Annotated in this window: 13 protein-coding genes; 11 read left to right on the top strand and 2 right to left on the bottom strand. The window is 69.5% G+C overall.

Annotation, left to right across the window (positions count from 1 at the left end; genetic code table 11):
* Nucleotides 1–72 precede the first annotated feature (72 nt).
* Both AB0L71_RS02590 and AB0L71_RS02585 read right to left on the bottom strand, forming a co-directional pair.
* Nucleotides 73–1,302 carry a DUF349 domain-containing protein gene (locus AB0L71_RS02590; RefSeq protein WP_365237035.1) on the bottom strand — a complete coding sequence of 410 codons (1,230 nt, stop codon included), beginning with the start codon at nucleotides 1,300–1,302 and terminating at the stop codon, nucleotides 73–75.
* A gap of 204 nt (nucleotides 1,303–1,506) precedes the next feature.
* Nucleotides 1,507–2,277: a peptidylprolyl isomerase gene (locus AB0L71_RS02585; protein WP_365237033.1), complete on the bottom strand. Its 771-nt coding sequence runs from the start codon at nucleotides 2,275–2,277 to the stop codon at nucleotides 1,507–1,509.
* Nucleotides 2,278–2,423: 146 nt separating this feature from the next.
* Here AB0L71_RS02585 and AB0L71_RS02580 point away from each other — a divergent pair, with 146 nt between their 5' ends.
* From AB0L71_RS02580 to AB0L71_RS02530, 11 genes are all read left to right on the top strand, one after another.
* Nucleotides 2,424–3,110, top strand: coding sequence for an MBL fold metallo-hydrolase (locus AB0L71_RS02580; protein ID WP_365237031.1), 687 nt, complete (start codon nucleotides 2,424–2,426; stop codon nucleotides 3,108–3,110).
* A gap of 13 nt (nucleotides 3,111–3,123) precedes the next feature.
* On the top strand, nucleotides 3,124–4,386 hold the full coding sequence (hisS, locus tag AB0L71_RS02575; protein ID WP_365237030.1) for a histidine--tRNA ligase: 1,263 nt from the start codon (nucleotides 3,124–3,126) through the stop codon (nucleotides 4,384–4,386).
* Nucleotides 4,387–4,766: 380 nt separating this feature from the next.
* Nucleotides 4,767–5,402: a vitamin K epoxide reductase family protein gene (locus AB0L71_RS02570; protein ID WP_365237027.1), complete on the top strand. Its 636-nt coding sequence runs from the start codon at nucleotides 4,767–4,769 to the stop codon at nucleotides 5,400–5,402.
* Nucleotides 5,403–5,472: 70 nt separating this feature from the next.
* Nucleotides 5,473–6,831, top strand: a complete 1,359-nt coding sequence (locus tag AB0L71_RS02565) for a replication-associated recombination protein A (RefSeq protein WP_365237025.1) — start codon at nucleotides 5,473–5,475, stop codon at nucleotides 6,829–6,831.
* Between the two features lie 301 nt (nucleotides 6,832–7,132).
* Nucleotides 7,133–7,747, top strand: a complete 615-nt coding sequence (gene rpsD / locus AB0L71_RS02560; protein ID WP_365237023.1) for a 30S ribosomal protein S4 — start codon at nucleotides 7,133–7,135, stop codon at nucleotides 7,745–7,747.
* A 292-nt stretch (nucleotides 7,748–8,039) separates the two neighbouring features.
* On the top strand, nucleotides 8,040–8,489 hold the full coding sequence (locus tag AB0L71_RS02555; RefSeq protein WP_365237457.1) for a DUF948 domain-containing protein: 450 nt from the start codon (nucleotides 8,040–8,042) through the stop codon (nucleotides 8,487–8,489).
* A gap of 7 nt (nucleotides 8,490–8,496) precedes the next feature.
* Nucleotides 8,497–8,859 carry a hypothetical protein gene (locus AB0L71_RS02550; RefSeq protein WP_365237022.1) on the top strand — a complete coding sequence of 121 codons (363 nt, stop codon included), beginning with the start codon at nucleotides 8,497–8,499 and terminating at the stop codon, nucleotides 8,857–8,859.
* A complete protein-coding gene (alaS, locus tag AB0L71_RS02545) occupies nucleotides 8,859–11,528 on the top strand; it encodes an alanine--tRNA ligase (RefSeq protein ID WP_365237020.1) in 2,670 nt (889 codons plus the stop codon). The genes AB0L71_RS02550 and alaS overlap by 1 nt, the downstream gene beginning before the upstream one ends.
* A gap of 17 nt (nucleotides 11,529–11,545) precedes the next feature.
* Complete coding sequence (gene ruvX / locus AB0L71_RS02540) at nucleotides 11,546–12,010, top strand: Holliday junction resolvase RuvX (protein ID WP_365237455.1); 465 nt, start codon at nucleotides 11,546–11,548, stop codon at nucleotides 12,008–12,010.
* A gap of 95 nt (nucleotides 12,011–12,105) precedes the next feature.
* Complete coding sequence (gene mltG, locus AB0L71_RS02535) at nucleotides 12,106–13,833, top strand: endolytic transglycosylase MltG (RefSeq protein ID WP_365237018.1); 1,728 nt, start codon at nucleotides 12,106–12,108, stop codon at nucleotides 13,831–13,833.
* Complete coding sequence (locus tag AB0L71_RS02530; protein ID WP_365237016.1) at nucleotides 13,820–14,656, top strand: shikimate dehydrogenase; 837 nt, start codon at nucleotides 13,820–13,822, stop codon at nucleotides 14,654–14,656. The genes mltG and AB0L71_RS02530 overlap by 14 nt, the downstream gene beginning before the upstream one ends.
* The last annotated feature ends 99 nt before the right edge of the window (nucleotides 14,657–14,755 follow it).

Raw genomic sequence — 14,755 nt, 5'->3', positions numbered from 1 at the left:
ACGTGTCCTCAGGACACGTACAGGGGGCCCTGTCCCAGGCCGGCCGGCTCAGTGCCGACCGGCCCGCGGTGCTCAGCCGCCGAACTCCTCCAGGCCCTTCAGCGCCTGGTCCAGCAGCGCCTGCCTGCCCTCGAGCTCCTTCGCCAGCTTGTCGGCCCGGGCGTTGTTGCCCGAGGCGCGGGCGGCGTCGATCTGCGTACGCAGCTTGTCCACGGCCGCCTGGAGCTGACCGGTCAGACCCGCGGCGCGCGCACGCGCCTCCGGGTTCGTCCGGCGCCACTCCGCCTCCTCGGCCTCCTGGAGCGCCCGCTCCACCGCGTGCATCCGCCCCTCGACCTTCGGGCGGGCGTCACGCGGCACATGGCCGATGGCCTCCCAGCGCTCGTTGATGGACCGGAACGCGGCCCTGGCCGCCTTCAGATCCTGCACCGGCACCAGCTTCTCGGCCTCGACCGCGAGTTCCTCCTTGAGCTTGAGGTTCTCGCCCTGCTCCGCGTCCCGCTCCGCGAAGACCTCGCCGCGGGCGGCGAAGAAGACGTCCTGAGCACCGCGGAAACGCTCCCACAGTTCGTCCTCGGCCTCGCGCTGAGCGCGGCCCGCCGCTTTCCACTCCGTCATCAGGTCGCGATAGCGGGCGGCCGTCGCTCCCCAGTCCGTGGAGCGGGACAGCGACTCGGCCTCGACGACCAGCTTCTCCTTGACCTTGCGGGCCTCCTCGCGCTGGGCGTCCAGCGAGGCGAAGTGGGCCTTGCGGCGCTTGGAGAACACCGAGCGGGCATGCGAGAAGCGGTGCCACAGCTCGTCGTCGGACTTGCGGTCGAGCCGGGGCAGGCCCTTCCACGTGTCGACGAGCGCGCGGAGCCGCTCGCCCGCGGAGCGCCACTGCTCGCTCTGCGCCAGTTCCTCGGCCTCGGTGACCAGCTCCTCCTTGGCCTGCTTCGCCTCGTCGGTCTGCTTCGCCTTCTGGGCCTTGCGCTCCTCGCGCCGCGAGTCGACCGCCGCGACCAGCGCGTCGAGTCGCTTGCGCAGCGCGTCGAGGTCGCCGACGGCGTGATGCTCGTCCACCTGCTGCCGCAGATGCTCGATGGCGGTCGTGGCGTCCTTCGCCGACAGGTCGGTGGTCTTCACCCGACGTTCGAGGAGGCCGATCTCGACCACCATGCCCTCGTACTTGCGCTCGAAGTAGGCCAGGGCCTCCTCGGGGGAACCCGCCTGCCACGATCCGACGACCTGCTCGCCATCGGCTGTCCGCACGTACACGGTGCCCGTCTCATCGACACGGCCCCACGGGTCGCTGCTCACAGCGCCTCCTCCACCTGATGCCTGCGAGGGGGTTCGCCCCCCTGGCATCGTCCACAGTTTCCTGGGGCGGGCCGCGCCCGCCCTGCACAACGCCAATCTAGGCGACCGGCCGCCCGGCTGTCCGCACTCAGCGCGGCCGAAAATAATCCGGCCCGCGCCTCGTCGTCACCGCCGGTCCGGCCCGCAGCGGCCCGCCAGGCGGCATCACGACTTGTCGACGGTGGCCTTCGAGATCTCGACGGCCTTCTTCGGCGCACCGTCGGTCGCTCCGCCGTCCACACCCGCCGCACCGATCTTCTTGATCGTCTTCAGCGAGTCGGCGTCCATCGTGCCGAACGGAGTGTAGGAAGGCGGCAGTTCGCTGTCCTTGTACACCAGGAAGAACTGGCTGCCGCCGGTGTGCTCCTGACCGGTGTTCGCCATGGCCACCGTGCCCGCCGGGTAGGTCACCGTGCCGCTCTCGCCCGCCTTGCCGAGCGCGGTCAGGTTCTCGTCCGGGATCGTGTAGCCGGGACCGCCCGTGCCGTCGCCCTGGGGGTCACCGCACTGCAGGACGAAGATGCCCTGTGTGGTCAGCCGGTGACACTTCGTACCGTCGAAGAAACCCTTGTCGGCCAGCGACTTGAAGGAGTTCGTGGTGTGCGGCGTCTTCGCCGCGTCCATCGTGAACCCGATGTCGCCCTGGCTCGTCTTGAGCGACATCGTGTACTTCCCCTTCTGGTCGATCTTCATCGCCGGCTCCGACGCGCTCTCGCTCGCCGACGGGCTCGCCGCCGCATCGGCCTTGTCCTTCTTGCCGTCGTCGCCGTCGAGCGCGAGATACGTCCCCACCCCGACGATGGCCGCCACGGCCACCACGGACGCGATGGCGACCGTCAGGCGCCTCGTCCTGCGGCGGGCCTCCTCCCGGCGCTGCTGCTGCCGCTCGAACTTCTCCCGGGCGAGCTGCCGCCGCCGCTGATCGCTGCTGACCACCGGGTGATCTCCTTGTAGGTCGATGGGGCCTGGGTTGCCCCGTACCGTATATGGGTTAGCTGTGGAATGAGGAGCGCCGGTAGGCTCTGAACTGCCGCGACCTTCTCAGTCGCCATCCAGACGTCGGACGACCACTAAGGACGATCGTGCTCATTGCCGGGTTCCCCGCCGGGGCCTGGGGGACCAACTGTTATCTGGTCGCCCCGGCCGCAGGCGAGGAGTGCGTGATCATCGACCCGGGCCACCAGGCCACGCAGGGTGTCGAGGACGCGGTGAGAAAACATCGGCTGAAGCCCGTCGCCGTCATACTGACGCACGGCCACATCGACCATGTCGCCTCGGTGGTCCCGGTGTGCGGCGCGCACGACGTCCCTGCCTGGATCCATCCGCAGGACCGCTACATGATGAGCGATCCGGAGAAGGCCCTCGGACGCTCCATCGGGATGCCGCTCATGGGCGAGCTGACCGTGGGGGAGCCGGACGACGTCAAGGAGCTGAGCGACGGCTCCCTGCTGAAACTGGCCGGTCTGGAGTTCGGCGTCGCCCACGCACCCGGCCATACCAAGGGGTCGGTGACGTTCAGGATGCCCGAGGCCGCGGACGTTCCGCAGATCCTCTTCTCGGGCGACCTGCTCTTCGCCGGCTCCGTCGGACGCACCGACCTGCCCGGCGGCGACCACACCGAGCTGCTCGAGTCGCTGGCCCGTGTGTGCCTGCCGCTCGACGACTCGACCGTGGTGCTGTCCGGCCACGGCCCCCAGACGACCATCGGCCGCGAGCGCGCCTCGAATCCCTACCTGCACGGTATGGACGCGCCGCGACGAGGAATGTGACGAGAGAAACTCCGTGAGCACCTTCAAGGCCCCCAAGGGCACGTACGACCTGACCCCGCCCGACTCCGCGACGTACCTCGCGGTGCGCGACGCGATCGCCGCGCCCCTGAAGAACTCCGGCTACGGCTACATCGAGACGCCCGGCTTCGAGGACGTCGCCCTCTTCTCGCGCGGTGTCGGTGAGTCCACCGACATCGTGACCAAGGAGATGTACACCCTCACCACCAAGGGCGGCTCCCAGCTGGCCCTGCGCCCCGAGGGCACCGCGTCCGTGCTGCGCGCCGCGCTGGAGGCCAACCTCCACAAGCTCGGCAACCTGCCCGTGAAGCTCTGGTACTCCGGCTCGTACTACCGCTACGAGCGCCCGCAGAAGGGCCGCTACCGGCACTTCTCGCAGGTCGGTGCGGAGGCGATCGGCGCCGAGGACCCGGCGCTGGACGCCGAGCTCATCATCCTGGCCGACCAGGCGTACCGCGCACTGGGCCTGCGGAACTTCCGCATCCTGCTCAACTCGCTGGGCGACAAGGAGTGCCGCCCGGTCTACCGGGACGCGCTCCAGGGCTTCCTGCGCGAGCTCGACCTGGACGAGGACACCCGGCGCCGGATCGAGATCAACCCGCTCCGGGTCCTCGACGACAAGCGGCCCGAGGTCCAGAAGCAGCTGACGGGCGTCCCGGTGCTGCGCGACTACCTGTGCGACGCCTGCAAGGCGTACCACGAGCAGGTGCGCGACCTGCTCTCCGCGGAAGGTGTGGCGTACGAGGACGACGAGAAGCTCGTCCGTGGTCTCGACTACTACACCCGCACCACCTTCGAGTTCGTCCACGACGGGCTCGGCTCGCAGTCCGCGGTGGGCGGCGGCGGCCGCTACGACGGCCTCTCCGAGATGATCGGCGGCCCGTCGCTCCCGTCGGTGGGCTGGGCGCTCGGTGTGGACCGCACGGTGCTCGCCCTGGAGGCGGAGGGCATCGAGCTCGCACTCCCCGCCACCACCAGCGTCTTCGCGGTACCGCTCGGCGAGGAGGCCCGGCGAGTGCTCTTCGGGATCGTCACCGAGCTGCGCCGCTCCGGTGTGGCGGCGGACTTCGCGTACGGCAACCGCGGTCTCAAGGGTGCGATGAAGAGCGCGAACCGCTCGGGCGCGCGGTTCACGATCGTCGCGGGCGAGCGGGATCTGGCCGAGGGCGTCGTCCAGCTCAAGGACATGGAGTCCGGTGAGCAGCAGCCGGTCGCGATCGGCGCGCTGGTGGCCGAGGTCCGGCAGCGGCTGGCCTGACCGGCCGCCGGACCGCCTGAGTCCGCCCGGTCCCCCGGGCGGACCGGGCGCGTCCCGTTGCTCACGCCCCGGTCCCGCGGACGTCAACGGTGTGCCGGCGGATTCATCCTGCCGAACCGGTTCCGGCCAAGAAGGCCGACGGCGCCGGGCCGACGCCGCGTCCGGACCCGGCCGCGGTGGCCGCTTCTCCCCGCCACCCGCGCAGGCAGCGTCCCCGGGGCCCGTCGCGCACGGGTCGGAGCGACGCAAGGACCGCGTGATCCCCGCCCACGAGGCGCAGGTTTCCCCGTACGTCTTTATGTCCGTCGAACAGAACGGCAGTGGTGCAGTGCGGCACAATGTCCCTGCCCAGCAGGCCACTCACTGATGGAACGAGAGATATGACGACTGCAGCGGTTGACCATCCCTCCTCCGACCAGGACGAGGACGGCGGGAAGAGGACCATCGGCGGCAGTCGGGCGTTCGCACTGCTGCTGGTGATCACGGGCGCAGCCGGACTTCTTGCCGCCTGGGTCATCACCATCGACAAGTTCAAGTTGCTGGAGGACCCGAACTTCACCCCGGGCTGCAGTCTCAACCCGGTCGTCGCCTGCGGCAACATCATGAAGAGCGAGCAGGCGTCCGCCTTCGGCTTCCCGAACCCGATGCTCGGTCTCGCCGCCTACCCCGTGATCATCGGCATCGGCCTCGCGCTGCTCGCGGGCGCCCGATTCCGCAGCTGGTACTGGCTCGGGATGAACGCCGGCACGCTGTTCGGCGTCGGTTTCTGCACCTGGCTCCAGTACCAGTCGCTCTACAACATCAACTCGCTCTGCCTGTGGTGCTGCCTGGCCTGGGTCGCCACGATCGTCATGTTCTGCTACGTCACCGCGCACAACATCGAGCACCGGATCCTGCCCGCCCCGAACTGGCTGCGCACAGGACTGGCGGAGTTCCACTGGGTGCCGCCGGTGCTGTGGATCGGCATCATCGGCATGCTGATCCTGACGCGCTGGTGGGACTTCTGGACGAGCTGACCGCCCGGTCGTCCCGGCCGGGACGACCGGCCCGGCAGGGATGTCGGAGAGGTGGAATAGGCTTCAGGACGTGGAGCCCGACCTCTTTACCGCTGCTGCCGAAGACCGCCAGGAGAAGGACCCGTCCAGGAGCCCGCTGGCTGTCCGGATGCGCCCCCGAACCCTCGACGAGGTCGTCGGGCAGCAGCATCTGCTCAAGCCGGGCTCGCCGTTGCGCCGACTCGTCGGCGAGGGGAACGGCGGGCCCGCAGGTCCGTCGTCGGTGATTCTCTGGGGCCCGCCCGGCATCGGGAAGACGACGCTGGCGTACGTCGTCAGCAAGGCCACCAACAAGCGCTTCGTCGAACTCTCCGCGATCACCGCGGGCGTCAAGGAAGTACGGGCCGTCATCGAGGGCGCCCGCCGCGCCACCGGCGGATACGGCAAGGAGACCGTCCTCTTCCTCGACGAGATCCACCGCTTCTCCAAGGCCCAGCAGGACTCGCTGCTGCCGGCGGTGGAGAACCGCTGGGTGACCCTGATCGCCGCGACCACCGAGAATCCGTATTTCTCGGTGATCTCGCCCCTCCTGTCGCGCTCGCTGCTGCTCACTTTGGAGCCGCTGACCGACGACGATCTGCGCGGCCTGCTGAGGCGCGCCCTGACCGACGAGCGCGGCCTGGGCGACGCGGTGGCGCTGCCCGAGGACGCCGAGGCCCATCTGCTGCGCATCGCGGGCGGTGACGCCCGGCGGGCGCTGACCGCGCTGGAGGCCGCGGCCGGTGCGGCGCTGGACAAGCAGGAGAAGGAGATCACCCTCCTGACCCTGGAGGAGACCGTCGACCGCGCCGCCGTCACCTACGACCGGGACGGCGACCAGCACTACGACGTGGCGAGTGCGCTCATCAAGTCGATCCGCGGCTCCGACGTGGACGCCGCACTGCACTATCTGGCCCGGATGATCGAGGCGGGGGAGGACCCCCGGTTCATCGCCCGACGGCTGATGATCTCGGCCAGCGAGGACATCGGTCTCGCCGATCCCACGGCACTGCCCACCGCCGTCGCGGCAGCCCAGGCGGTCGCGATGATCGGTTTCCCCGAGGCCGCGCTCACCCTGAGCCATGCCACCATCGCCCTGGCCCTCGCCCCCAAGTCCAATGCCGCGACGCTGGCGATCTTCGCCGCGCAGGAGGACGTACGGAAGGGGCTGGCGGGTCCGGTCCCGGCACATCTGCGGGACGGCCACTACAAGGGCGCCGCCAAACTGGGGCACGCCCAGGGCTATGTGTATCCGCACGACGTCCCCGGTGGCATCGCCGCCCAGCAGTACGCCCCGGAAGCCGTACGCGACAAGCAGTACTACCGGCCCACGCGTTATGGCGCGGAGGCGCGTTACGCGGACGTCGTCGAGCGGGTCCGTGAGCGGCTCCAGGGCCGCTTTGCAGGCTGACGACGGGACGTGCCGGGACCCGTTCCGCGCCCGGCGCGGGCCCCCCGGGACGAGCACTGCCGCCGAGCAGGTATCCTGTACGGGAGTTCGTGTGCGCTCGGCTGCTGACGGCATCCGAGTGGTTTCAAGCCCGCCGGGACGCGGCTGACCACGATCTGATCGGTCCTCCGTCGTATCGGCACCCCATCTGTGGAGGTGTCGACGCTGTCAGTGCTGCCGTGACGTGAGTGGTGTTCCCCGGGCGAGACATGCGATCTCCACGAATAAGGTGTACCTAACCTACAACGGAGGTCTGGAGAACGTGCCTAACCAGTCGCGTCCCAAGGTCAAGAAGAGCCGCGCGCTCGGCATTGCGCTGACGCCGAAGGCTGTCAAGTACTTCGAGGCCCGCCCCTACCCGCCGGGCGAGCACGGCCGTGGGCGCAAGCAGAACTCGGACTACAAGGTCCGTCTGCTGGAGAAGCAGCGTCTGCGTGCCCAGTACGACATCAGCGAGCGCCAGATGGCGCGTGCCTACGACCGCGCCAAGAAGGCCGAGGGCAAGACGGGCGAGGCGCTCGTCGTCGAGCTCGAGCGTCGTCTCGACGCCCTGGTCCTGCGTTCGGGCATCGCCCGCACCATCTACCAGGCCCGCCAGATGGTCGTGCACGGTCACATCGAGGTCGACGGCCGCAAGGTCGACAAGCCCTCGTTCCGTGTCCGTCCCGACAACGTCGTGATGGTCCGCGAGCGCAGCCGTGACAAGCACCCCTTCCAGGTTGCTCGCGAGGGTGGCTACGCCCCCGAGGGTGAGACCCCGCGCTACCTGCAGGTGAACCTGAAGGCCCTGGCCTTCCGCCTTGACCGGGACCCGAACCGCAAGGAAATCCCCGTGATCTGCGACGAGCAGCTCGTCGTCGAGTACTACGCCCGCTGATCCAGGCGCAGTCGCTCTCACCGGCGCTCAGGCCCGCCCCTTTCCGATGTACGGGAGGTGGCGGGCCTTCGCCGTGGAGCACGCAGAGTGCCGCCAGGAATGCGCTCCGTGCGATCGTCTCGGAAGGTGCGGTCCTGCCGTGGGTAATGCGGTACGGGGCGCAACCACCGGCGCGATAGGCTCGGGAGACGACGATCGGCTGTTGCGGCAGCCGTCGCCGGACCGAGACAGACAGAGACAGTACTTAAGACAGCGACAAGCTAGAGAGCGGTGCACTGTGTCCGGTGGAGAGGTGGCCGGGATCCTGGTGGCCGTCTTCTGGGCGATCCTGGTTTCGTTCCTCGCCGTCGTGCTGGTGAGGCTGGCCCAGACGCTCAGGGCGACCACCGAACTCGTGGCGAGCGTGACGGAGCAGGCGGTCCCGCTGCTTGCCGACGCCTCCGCCACCGTGCGCTCCGCGCAGACCCAGCTCGACAAGGTCGACGCGATCGCGACGGACGTCCAGGAAGTCACCTCGAACGCCTCGGCGCTCTCCACCACGGTGGCCTCGGCCTTCGGCGGCCCGCTCGTCAAGGTCGCGGCGTTCGGCTACGGGGTACGGCAGGCCATCGGCCGCAGGACCGGGCCGGAACCGGAGCCCGACCGCAGGGCCGACCGCCGGACCGTGATCGTCGGCCGCACCGTACCGTCCGGCCGCGGACGGAAGCGCAACGGCAGAATCTCCCGCGGACCGAAGGACTGACGCAGCGATGTTCCGCCGTACGTTCTGGTTCACCGCCGGCGCCGCCGCCGGTGTATGGGCCACCGCCAAGGTGAACCGGAAGCTCAAGCAACTGACCCCCGAGAGTCTCGCCGCGCAGGCCGCGGACAAGGCGATCGAGACGGGCCACAAGGTCAGGGACTTCGCGCTCGACGTCCGTGAGTCGATGGTCCGGCGCGAGGCCGAACTGGGCGAGGCGCTGGGCCTGGAGGCGCCCGTCGACCCCGGCCCCCCGGTGCGGCGTCATGTCGTCGTCGAGGCGGCCGAGCCCGTCGGCCCGGACCGGGCCCTCGATGTCACGAACCACCGCAAGCTCCCCTACAACTCGTACAACCGGAATGAGGACCACTGATGGAGTCGGCTGAAATTCGTCGCCGCTGGCTGAGCTTCTTCGAGGAGCGCGGTCACACCGTCGTCCCTTCGGCGTCGCTCATCGCGGACGACCCGACTCTGCTGCTGGTCCCCGCGGGCATGGTGCCCTTCAAGCCGTACTTCCTCGGTGAGGTCAAGCCGCCCGCCCCGCGCGTCACCAGCGTGCAGAAGTGTGTCCGTACGCCGGACATCGAGGAGGTCGGCAAGACCACCCGGCACGGCACGTTCTTCCAGATGTGTGGAAACTTCTCCTTCGGCGACTACTTCAAGGAAGGCGCCATCACGTTCGCCTGGGAGCTGCTGACCAGCTCCGTGGCGGACGGCGGCTTCGGTCTCGACCCCGAGCGGCTGTGGATCACGGTCTATCTGGACGACGACGAGGCCGAGGCCATCTGGCGCGACAAGGTCGGGGTACCGGCCGAGCGCATCCAGCGCCTGGGCAAGAAGGACAACTTCTGGTCCATGGGCGTCCCCGGTCCCTGCGGTCCCTGCTCCGAGATCAACTACGACCGCGGCCCCGAGTTCGGCGTCGAGGGCGGCCCGGCCGTCAACGACGAGCGCTACGTGGAGATCTGGAACCTGGTCTTCATGCAGTTCGAGCGGGGTGCCGGTGACGGCAAGGAGGACTTCCCGATCCTCGGCGACCTGCCGTCGAAGAACATCGACACGGGTCTGGGCCTGGAACGCCTCGCCATGATCCTGCAGGGCGTGCAGAACATGTACGAGACCGACACCCTGCGCGTCGTCATGGACAAGGCCACCGAGCTGACCGGTGTGCGGTACGGCGCCGAGCACGGTTCGGACGTCTCGCTCCGTGTGGTCGCCGACCACATCCGTACCTCCGTGATGCTGATCGGCGACGGCGTCACTCCCGGCAACGAGGGCCGCGGCTACGTGCTGCGCCGCATCATGCGCCGCGCCATCCGCAACATGCGTCTGCTGGGCGCCACCGGCCCGGTCGTGAAGGACCTGGTCGCCGTCGTGATCGACACGATGGGGCAGCAGTACCCGGAACTCATCACCGACCGCAAGCGCATCGAGACGGTCGCCCTGGCCGAGGAGGCCGCCTTCCTCAAGGCCCTCAAGGGCGGCACCAACATCCTCGACGCCGCCGTCACCGAGACCAAGGCCGCCGGTGGCAAGGTCCTCGCCGGCGACAAGGCCTTCCTGCTCCACGACACCTGGGGCTTCCCGATCGACCTCACCCTGGAGATGGCCGCCGAACAGGGCCTCTCGGTGGACGAGGACGGCTTCCGCCGTCTGATGCGGGAACAGCGGGAGCGGGCCAAGGCCGACGCCAAGGCCAAGAAGACCGGCCACGCCGACCTCTCCGCCTACCGCGAGGTCGCCGACAACTCCGGCATCACCGAGTTCACCGGCTACACCGCCACCGAGGGCGAGTCGACCGTCGTCGGCCTGCTCGTCGACGGCGTGCCCTCGCCCGCCGCCACCGAGGGCGACGAGGTCGAGGTCGTGCTGGACCGCACCCCGTTCTACGCCGAGGGCGGCGGTCAGCTCGCCGACCAGGGGCGGATCAGGCTCGACAGCGGCGCGGTCATCCACGTCCGCGACGTCCAGCAGCCCGTGCCCGGCATCTCCGTCCACAAGGGGACGGTCCAGGTCGGCGAGGTGACCGTCGGCGCCAGCGCCTACGCCGCCATCGACACCACCCGCCGCCGCGCCATCGCCCGCGCCCACAGCGCCACGCACCTCACGCACCAGGCGCTGCGCGACGCGCTGGGCCCGACGGCCGCCCAGGCCGGTTCGGAGAACTCGCCGGGCCGCTTCCGGTTCGACTTCGGCTCGCCCGCCGCCGTACCCGGCACGGTCCTCACCGACGTCGAGCAGAAGATCAACGAGGTCCTCGCCCGCGAACTCGACGTCCAGGCCGAGGTCATGCCGATCGCCGAGGCCAAGAAGCAGGGCGCCATCGCCGAGTTCGGCGAGAAGTACGGCGAGCGGGTCCGGGTCGTCACCATCGGCGACTTCTCCAAGGAGCTCTGCGGCGGTACGCACGTCCACAACACCGCCCAGCTGGGTCTGGTCAAGCTGCTCGGCGAGTCGTCCATCGGTTCCGGTGTGCGCCGCATCGAGGCCCTCGTCGGTGTCGACGCGTACAACTTCCTCGCCCGGGAGCACACGGTCGTCGCCCAGCTCCAGGAACTGGTCAAGGGCCGCCCCGAGGAGCTGCCCGAGAAGATCGCCGGCATGCTCGGCAAGCTGAAGGACGCCGAGAAGGAGATCGAGAAGTTCCGCGCGGAGAAGGTCCTCCAGGCCGCCGCCGGACTGGTCGAGTCCGCGAAGGACGTACGGGGCGTCGCCCTGGTCACCGGTCAGGTCCCGGACGGCACCACGGCCGACGACCTGCGCAGGCTCGTCCTCGACGTCCGTGGCCGTATCCAGGGCGGCCGGCCGGCCGTCGTGGCCCTGTTCACCACGGCGAACGGCCGCCCGCTGACCGTGATCGCCACCAACGAGGCCGCCCGTGAGCGCGGGCTCAAGGCCGGTGACCTGGTCCGCACGGCGGCCAAGACCCTCGGCGGCGGTGGCGGCGGCAAGCCGGACGTCGCCCAGGGCGGCGGCCAGGACCCCGAGGCCATCGGCGCCGCCGTTGCCGCCGTCGAACGCCTCGTCACCGAGACGGCGTGACGACGGAGGTGACGGGGATGCGCCGGGGCCGTCGACTCGCGATCGACGTCGGGGACGCCCGGATCGGGGTCGCCTCGTGCGACCCCGACGGGATCCTCGCCACGCCGGTGGAGACCGTTCCGGGACGGGATGTCCCGGCGGCCCACCGGCGGCTGGGACAGATCGTCGAGGAGTACGAGCCGATCGAGGTCATCATCGGTCTGCCGCGCTCCCTCGGCGGGGGCGAGGGCCCCGCGGCCGCCAAGATCCGGGTCTTCGCCCAGGAGTTCGCCCGTGCGGTCTCTCCGATTCCGGTAAGACTGGTGGACGAGAGGATGACCACGGTGACGGCCGGGCAGGGGCTGCGCGCTTCGGGCGTGAAGTCCAAGAAGGGCCGTTCGGTCATCGACCAGGCTGCCGCTGTGGTGATCCTGCAGAACGCTCTGGAGTCCGAACGGGCGTCGGGCAAAGCACCCGGCGAAGGCGTCGAAGTGGCCCCCTGATCGCGATACGGTAACGTTCCGCGCGATGCGGCGGGGTTCGAACAGACACCGCACAGCAAAGAGGCGGAATGGCGTCTCGCGGCTCTAGGGGATAGATGACTGAGTATGGCCGGGGTTCCGGCTCCGAACCGTGGCATCCCGAGGACCCCCTGTACGGGGATCAGGGATGGGGAGGGCAGCAGTCCGCCCACGGCCGGAGCCAGTACGGCGGCGGGCAGCAGCCCTATCCCCAGGACCCGTACGGGCAGCAGCCGCAGGACCCGTACGGCGTCCCGCAGGACCCTTACGCGCAACAGCACTACCCGCAGCAGCCTCCGTACGGGGTCCCGCAGGATCCGTATGCGCAGCAGCAGCCCCAGCAGCAGCCCCAGCAGGACCCGTACGGCAACGGCGGCTGGGGTACCGGACAGCAGCCCGCCGCGATGCCCTACCCCGCCCAGCAGGCCGACCCGTACGGCGGCGGGCAGGGCGGCTACGGCGAGACGCACGACCCCTACGGCACGCCGGAGGCCTATCCGCCGCCGCAGCCCCCGAGCCGCCGCGGGGCAGCCGGGCCGGCCCCGACGCAGAGTCCCGACTGGGACCCGGAGGCCGAGCCGGAGGAGACCCACCCCTTCTTCACGGGCACCGACGACCGCGACGACCGTGATGCCCGCCGTGACAGCGACGACGCGTACGACGACGATGACGGTGACGACCCGCGCGAGTCGCGCCGCGGCAGTCGCGAACGCCGGGGCGGCAAGGGCAAGAAGAAGGGCCGCAGCGGCTGTGCCTGCCTGGTCGTCTCGCTGGTGCTGGTCGGCGGTGTCGGTACGGTGGCCTACCTCGGCTACTCCTTCTGGCAGGACAAGTTCGGCGCGGCGCCCGACTACACCGGGACGGGCAGCGGCGAGGTCGAGGTCGAGATCCAGAAGAACGCCTACGGCTACGACATCGGCAACATCCTGAAGCAGAAGGGTGTCGTCAAGAGCGTCGACGCGTTCGTCGAAGCGCAGAACAAGAACCCCAAGGGCAAGTCGATCCAGGCGGGCGTGTATCTGCTCCACGAGAAGATGTCCGCGGCCGAGGCCGTGAAGATGATGCTCGACCCGAAGAGCCAGAATCTGCTCGTCATCCCGGAGGGTTGGCGCAACAGTCAGGTCTACGCGAAGATCGACCAGAAGCTGGGCCTCAAGGACGGCACCACTCGCGGCGTCGCCAAGAAGAACGTGGGCAGCCTGGGGCTCCCGCAATGGGCCGAGAACCATCCGGAACTCAAGGACCCGCTGGAGGGCTTCCTCTTCCCGGCGGCCTACCCCGTGGTCAAGGGGATGAAGCCGGAGGACGTCCTCAAGAAGATGGTCGAGCGGGCCGATTCCGAGTACGACAAACTCGATCTCGAGGGCAACGCCAAGAAGCACAACCTGGACAATGCCTGGCAACTGCTCACGACGGCCAGCCTGGTCCAGGCCGAGGGCAAGACGCACGACGACTTCCGGAAGATGGCCGAAGTCGTCTACAACCGCCTCAAGGTCACGAATACGGAGACCAATCGCTATCTCCAGTTCGATTCGACATACAACTATCTCAAGGGTCAGAGCGAGATCAAGATCACTGAGAACGAGATCAAGCAGAACCGCGATCCGTACAACACGTACACGCAGAAGGGCCTCACTCCTGGCCCGATCGGCAATCCGGGAGCCGAGGCACTGGCGGCCGTGCTGCATCCGACCACGGACGGCTGGATCTACTTCGTGGCGACCGACGGAAACAGCAAGACCGAGTTCGCCAAGAACTATCAGGAATTCCTGAAGCTCAAGGAAAAGTTCGATGCTCTCGACTGACGGGCGCCGACGGGCGGCCGTGCTCGGCTCACCCATCGCCCACTCGCTCTCCCCGGTCCTGCACCGGGCCGCGTACGCCGAACTCGGCCTCACCGACTGGGCCTATGACCGGTTCGAGATCGACGAGCAGGCGCTGCCCGGCTTCATCGAGGGCCTGGACTCCTCCTGGGCCGGACTGTCGCTGACCATGCCGTTGAAGCGAGCGATCATCCCGCTGCTGGACTCCGTCAGCGAGACGGCCTCCTCGGTCGAAGCGGTGAACACGGTCGTGTTCACCGAGGACGGTCGGCGGACCGGCGACAACACCGACATCCCCGGCATGGTCGCGGCCCTGCGCGAGCGAGGCGTGGAGAAGGTGGAGTCCGCTGCCGTGCTGGGGGCCGGAGCGACCGCGTCCTCGGCGCTCGCCGCGCTGTCCGGGATCTGCACGGGACCGGTCACGGCGTACGTCCGCAGCCGGGAACGCGGCCAGGAGATGCGCGGCTGGGGCGAACGCCTGGGCGTCGACGTCCGGATCTCCGACTGGACCGAGGCCGAGCAGGCGCTGCACGCCCCGCTGGTCGTCGCCACCACCCCGGCGGGCACCACCGACGGGCTCACCGGCGCCGTACCGGAGCGGCCCGGCACTCTCTTCGACGTCCTCTACGAACCCTGGCCGACCGGACTGGCCGCGGCCTGGGCGGCCCGCGGCGGCGCGGTCGTCGGAGGTCTCGACCTGCTGGTGCACCAGGCCGTCCTCCAGGTCGAACAGATGACGGGCCGTGCGCCCGCACCGCTCGGGGCCATGCGGCGGGCCGGGGAAGCGGCGCTCGCTGCCCGCTGACCCGGGCTCCCGAGGACGTCCATGCGTCCGTCTGCTGGACCGGCGGCCGGTCCATGCGTCCGTCCGTGGGAGGATCAAAGACGGCGGGCCAGGGCCGCG

The organism is Streptomyces sp. NPDC052052, assembly GCF_040680455.1.
Classification (GTDB): Bacteria; Actinomycetota; Actinomycetes; order Streptomycetales; family Streptomycetaceae; genus Streptomyces.
The sequence above is the reverse complement of the archived record's forward strand: the minus strand, read 5'-3'. Positions and strand labels throughout refer to the sequence as shown.